This is a genomic window from Clostridium oryzae, assembly GCF_002029235.1.
GTDB lineage: Bacteria > Bacillota > Clostridia > Clostridiales > Clostridiaceae > Clostridium_AE > Clostridium_AE oryzae.
Genome location: NZ_MZGV01000051.1, coordinates 21,189 through 27,188, shown reverse-complemented (window position 1 = coordinate 27,188; position 6,000 = coordinate 21,189). Strand labels below are relative to the sequence as shown.

Annotated in this window: 4 protein-coding genes and 1 other annotated feature (1 of these 5 cut by a window edge); of the genes, 1 reads left to right on the top strand and 3 read right to left on the bottom strand. The window is 33.4% G+C overall.

Features of this window, described 5'->3' with window-relative positions; all coding sequences use genetic code 11:
- On the top strand, window positions 1–1,066 hold a 1,066-nt coding region (locus CLORY_RS23370), incomplete at its 5' end, for a hypothetical protein (protein WP_169911665.1).
- Between the two features lie 464 nt (window positions 1,067–1,530).
- Here the strand turns inward: CLORY_RS23370 and CLORY_RS17360 are convergent.
- The 3 genes from CLORY_RS17360 to pheS all read right to left on the bottom strand — a co-directional run bounded on the left by CLORY_RS17360 (window position 1,531) and on the right by pheS (window position 5,723).
- Window positions 1,531–2,130: a cell division protein ZapA gene (locus tag CLORY_RS17360; RefSeq protein ID WP_079426815.1), complete on the bottom strand. Its 600-nt coding sequence runs from the start codon at window positions 2,128–2,130 to the stop codon at window positions 1,531–1,533.
- A 175-nt stretch (window positions 2,131–2,305) separates the two neighbouring features.
- Complete coding sequence (pheT, locus tag CLORY_RS17355; RefSeq protein ID WP_079426813.1) at window positions 2,306–4,678, bottom strand: phenylalanine--tRNA ligase subunit beta; 2,373 nt, start codon at window positions 4,676–4,678, stop codon at window positions 2,306–2,308.
- Between the two features lie 25 nt (window positions 4,679–4,703).
- On the bottom strand, window positions 4,704–5,723 hold the full coding sequence (pheS, locus tag CLORY_RS17350; RefSeq protein WP_079426811.1) for a phenylalanine--tRNA ligase subunit alpha: 1,020 nt from the start codon (window positions 5,721–5,723) through the stop codon (window positions 4,704–4,706).
- A gap of 68 nt (window positions 5,724–5,791) precedes the next feature.
- Window positions 5,792–6,000: a binding site (T-box leader), on the bottom strand; it runs 10 nt beyond the window's last position.

Here is a 6,000-nt window from a genome sequence, read left to right as displayed (position 1 = left end):
GTTAATTAATAATTCTCCTCATATTTTCTATGTTATTAGAAAAAATACTTCTACTAACTGGTATCTGTATCACAATTATTACTATAATGGTGATTGGTTCAGTGATGAAGTTACTAATATACAGGCTAAAAAGTATATAAGTCCCTATTTAATCGACTGTGTCAACGATGAACTCTATATTTTTTCCCGAAGAGATAATCTCGGAAATTATATAATTAAAAAATTCAATCTAAAGTTCAAAGGTTGGGAAGATATAGATACTCTTTATTTACCTCAATGTTTTAATACGTCATTTTTTATAAATAAATCAGGTACTGCATTAATCTATTTTAATAGTTTTAATAACCATAATATTTTAACCTATTTAATCTATAAAGGTCTTAAGCAGCAAAAAACAGCTTGGTCTCAGCCTTTGCTGCTGTCAGATCCAATAAAAAATTCCATAAAACCATCCATAACCTTTAACGGTCAATTTATATACGTATTATGGGAGTATGAAAATAATATAGAATATTTATCTACAGATATGTCTGGCACTAAAATATTAAATAGAAATATATTTACCAAATCAGCTGAAAAAGATACCTTTAAGTCCATATATCTATCTAGCCATCCATATGATATTGGCAATAAAAGTAATTACTCCATATTGTCTGCCACTGATAACCCTCTATTTATATTAGATATTAAAAATAAACAAACAAAAGAAACTAAAAATTATGCTGTTATTGATGATACTAAAAAAAATACAAACTTTTTGCTTTCCAGCAGTATAAGACATATGCAACTTGTACTTATTGAAAAGGACAAGAAGTTAATGCAAATTATAAGTAACTATGCAAAACTGAAAAATGGCATTAATACAATCATAGATGGCAAAGCTAAATCCTTGCTAAACAATAAAATCTTTGTACCTGATACTAACAAAACAGAAGATGAGTTAATGCTAGGTAAACTTAATTATATTATTAATTCATTATCTAACGAAATATATATAAGAGATGAAAAAATTAATGAGTTAAATACACAGATAAACAAACAGTTATTCAAAAAGTTGTTTCATTAATAAAAAATGGTTACACCCTATATCGGCTAGTTCAGCTCGTTAAGCAATTTCACCGCATCTTTTAGTCAAATTTCCTAATGGCTCATAACTCGGCTGCGCCTCAAACAATTCGCCATCTTAACGGAAATTTGCCTAAAAGACATGGGTAATTGCTAAACTCACTCCAAATGCCTCCGTCGGATGTAACCATTTTTAATGCCCTAACTCTTAATATTAACAAGATGCTTTTATTATACTGCTTCTGTTGCCTTCTTATCTTAATTCTCTAATTTCAAAATATATTACTGTCTCTTTTTAATTTCTTCGTAAACACGTTGTATCGTTTTTTTATTTAGCAATCACCTTTTCTCCTATTTAGTGGTGTATCTTGATATTAATTTAGAGTTATCCACAATTGGCAAAATACATAATTTCCTAGAAATTAAAAAAACTGTATGGATCAATAATAAATCCATACAGTTTTTTTAATTGCCTCCCTCATTTATAAGAGGATCTTTTAGTTTTTTATACTTCGCGAGTTCGATTTGACTTTCCATCAGCTTATTCTGAAGATTAATTATTTTATACCTAGCAGACTGAAGTTGGAATTTAAGTTCCTTTTTTTCAGCATCAAAATTTTGATAATCATCAGCATACTTCTCGACGCTCATCTTTGATTCTTTTAATTCATTCTTTAAATGTTCAATATCTTCCTGCTTTTTTTTAAGTTCTATTTTCATTTCATTACCATTGAGCTTTGCTGTAAGTTCTTCGTTGCTGCTATGAAGTTTCTTAATCTCTTCCTTTAAATCCTCTATCTGCTTAGCAGAACTAACATCTTGTTTTTTCATATCATTCAGCTTTTTCTGCAATTCTTCACAAGTGCCCTGACTCTTGAACAAATCATCTACACAATTAACAGCAGCAAGTACTGCAGACGAAGTAGTACTAAGCTTGGGATTGTTGCTCATGATCGACTTGATTTTCTTATCAACATAAGCAGCTATCCTATGTAAATACTCTTCTCTTTCTTCACCTTTTAGATTATACTCAATACCATTTATTTTAACAGTAACCATATTCATGTAAACACCCTCTTAGATAACATTAAAACACCTGTATATAAACAACTTCAACCATTAACATACACAGGGTGAAATGTTGATAAACATTTGATATTTCACAACGAGTATGTTAAATTTCCGTATTGTTTATCTATATATACATTTTAACACAGATATGGCACATATAAAACATTTATTAACGAAGTTGTGCACCTAATTTATATTCACAGGTCTTAAGTATCTTATTATGAACCTTTGTAACTTCATCATCCGTAAGGGTTTTATTAGCTCTGTAGGTTATGGAGTATGCTACGGATTTTTTTCCATCCGGTATCTGCTTACCCTTATAGATATCGAATAGTTTATATCCTTCCATAAGACTTCCGCCCTGCTTCTTGATTATTTCCTCAATATCCTGTACTAAAATGCTATCATCTATTAGCAATGCCATATCTCTGCTCACTGCTGGATACTTTGGAAGCGGTGTATATTTTCTGTTCATATTTGCATGTCTATATAGTATATCAAGATTTAATTCTGCTAAGAATACCGGTACATCTATACCATAATTATCGCAGACATCAGGATGTACCTCTCCAAATACGCCAGCCTTTTCATTTCTTATCATTAAAGCTGCTGTCTTTCCAGGATGGTATACTGCATTATCTGTTTCTCTTTCATATTTTACAAAATCTATTCCAAGTATATCAAGCAGATTTTCAACTACTCCTTTTAAGTTTACATACTCTACATCACCATACATTCCTACAGTAAGAATGTTCTTCTCATTTGGAAGTTCCTTTCCTTCTACAGGGATATACACTCTTCCTATCTCAAAAAGGTATGCTTCTGCATTGCTTCTGGAATAATTTCTTGCCATATTTTCCATCATAGAAGCAGCAGTTGTTGTTCTCATTACACTGTAATCTTCTCCTAGAGGATTTCTTATCTTTACAGTGTTTCTCAAAACGCTGTCCTCAGGAAGATTTATTTTATCAAAAGCCTTTGGACTGATAAATGCATAGCTTATAGACTGGTTTAATCCTGAAGCTATAAGTCTCGCTATTACAGTATCGTCTGTCTTTTGTCTTTCATTTTTTCCGCCTTTTAAGGAATTGCTGCTCATAAGTGTTGTAGGAATTTTATCGTATCCGAATATTCTTGCGACCTCTTCTGCTACATCTTCTTTTATATTTATATCAGTTCTAAAAGTCGGTACTGTTATTGAAAGTTTATCACCTATGACTTCTGTAGGAAGTTCTAATCTCTCTAAATATGCTTTCATATCAGTAAATGACATATCCGTTCCTAAAAACTTATTAATCCAGTTTGCATCTACCTCTAATTTCTTAGCGGTTACTGGATTTTCATATACATCAATTGTTCCATCTACTATGATTCCTGCATTTAACTGTTCAACAAGATTGCAAGCTCTATTAAGTGCCATCTCAGCTAAGTTTGGATCTAGATCCTTTTCATATCTTGAAGAAGCCTCCGTCCTTAAAGCTAACCTTTGTGCCGACACTCTTATATTAGTACCATCAAAGCAGGCACTTTCAAATACAACTTCTGTTGTATCCTCTTTTATCTCGGAATCCAAACCTCCCATTATACCTGCTAAAGCAACTGTAGTTTCACCATCTTTTATGCACAGCACATCAGAAGTAAGATTTCTTTCTATTTCATCCAGCGTAGTGAACTTCTCGCCATCTTTTGCTCTTTCTACAACTATTCTATTGGAAGAAATCTGTCTTTTGTCAAAAGCATGCATTGGCTGCCCCAACTCAAGCATTACAAAGTTTGTTATATCTACTATGTTGTTTATAGGTCTTACTCCTGCTTCTGTAAGCCTTTCTTGCATCCAATTTGGAGATGACTCTATCTTTACATTTTTAATCATTCTAGACATATATCTTTTGCACAGACTATCCTTTACTTCAACCTTTAACTGGTCATTTATATTAGAACTTTTATCTGAATTGTAACCTGTTTCTGGCTTCTTGTAACTTCTGTTAAGTGTTGCTGCTGTCTCTCTTGCTATGCCGAGCACACTTAAGCAATCCGGTCTATTTGAAGTTATTTCGAAATCTATTACTGCACTGCTAAGTCCCAATGCCTCTTTTATATCTACTCCTATAGGAGTATTCTCTGGTAATATCATGAGTCCGTACACTGGATGCTCAACTACAATTCCAAGTTCATCTGAAGAACACATCATACCATTTGATAAAACTCCTCTAAGTTTACCCTTCTTGATTTTTACTCCTCCTGGAAGTGTTGACCCATGAAGTGCTACTGGTACTATATCATTCTCCTTCATGTTTGGAGCACCTGTTACAATCTGTATAGGCTCATCTTTACCTACTTCTACCTGACAAATAACTAACTTTTCAGCATCTGGATGAGGTTCTATCTTTAAAATTTTTCCTGTAACAACATTTTGAATTTCTGCTCCGCTTATTATAACCTCTTCTACCTTTGAACCAGAAAGAGTAAGTTTATCTCCTAGCTCTTCCGGTGATATATCTATATCTACATAATCTTTTAACCATTTTACTGGAACTTTCATATCATAATACCTCCCGAATTATAAACTAAAATTGATTTAAGAATCTCATATCACTTTCATATAAAAGCCTTATATCATCTAAAGCATACTTAAGCATAACCATTCTATCTATACCAAAACCAAATGCAAATCCGCTGTAAACCTCTGGATCTATTCCGCCGTGTCTGAGCACGTCAGGGTGAACCATACCGCAGCCCAAAAGTTCTATCCAGCCGCTGCCTTTACATACCTTGCAACCTTCTCCATTACATACGAAGCAAGTTGCATCCATTTCTGCTGAAGGCTCAGTAAATGGAAAATGGTGTGGCCTGAACTTTGTTTTAACGTCATCTCCAAACATCTTCTTTGCAAACATTTCAAGAGTACCTTTTAAATCAGCAAAGGTTATACCCTTATCTACTACCAAACCTTCCATTTGATAGAATATAGGTGAATGTGTTGCATCAACAGCATCTGATCTAAAAACCTTTCCTGGTGATATCATTCTTATCGGAGGCTTTTGATTTTCCATTACTCGTATTTGAACCGGTGAAGTCTGCGTCCTAAGTACCACATTATCGTTTATATAAAATGTGTCCTGCTCGCTCCTTGCAGGATGATTTTTAGGTATATTTAACGCTTCAAAGTTATAATAGTCTAATTCAACCTCTGGTCCATCTTCTATTGTGAAGCCCATTGATATAAATATATCCTTCATGCCATCTAAAGCTAACTCTAACGGATGCTTTCTCCCAACTCTATTCTTCCTTCCTGGAAGTGATATATCAATCACATCATTCTGAAGTTTTTCCTGTTTTGCTTTCTCTTTTATCTTCTTTACTGAACTTTCTAACGCATCTTCTATTGCTGCTCTTACTTGGTTTGCTATTTTTCCTATAACAGGTCTCTCTTCAGCTGAAAGTGCTCCCATGCCTCTGAGTATTGCTGTAAGTTCTCCTTTTTTTCCAAGATATTTAACTCTTAATGCTTCAAAATCGCTAATATTAACAGCATTACTTATTTCTTTTTCTGCTAATTCTTTTATAGCGTTAAGTTTTTCTTTCATGATTTATCCCCTTTCTCTTTATAGGTTTCCTTGAATAGCCTTAAAAAAAGCATAAAAAAAACGCCCCTAAAAGGGACGGATATTCCGCGGTACCACCCTAATTAACAGAGCAACCTCTGTTCTCTTAGATAAATTTAACGACTCTCACCGCTGGCTGCTACTAAGATATTTTCACAGTCAGTACTCCGAAGTGAACTTCAATATACTCCTTTTAAGAAAAGCTCCCAGCCTTGACTTTTCCTCTCTAGTAAAACTCATATATCTACTTTCTTCATCA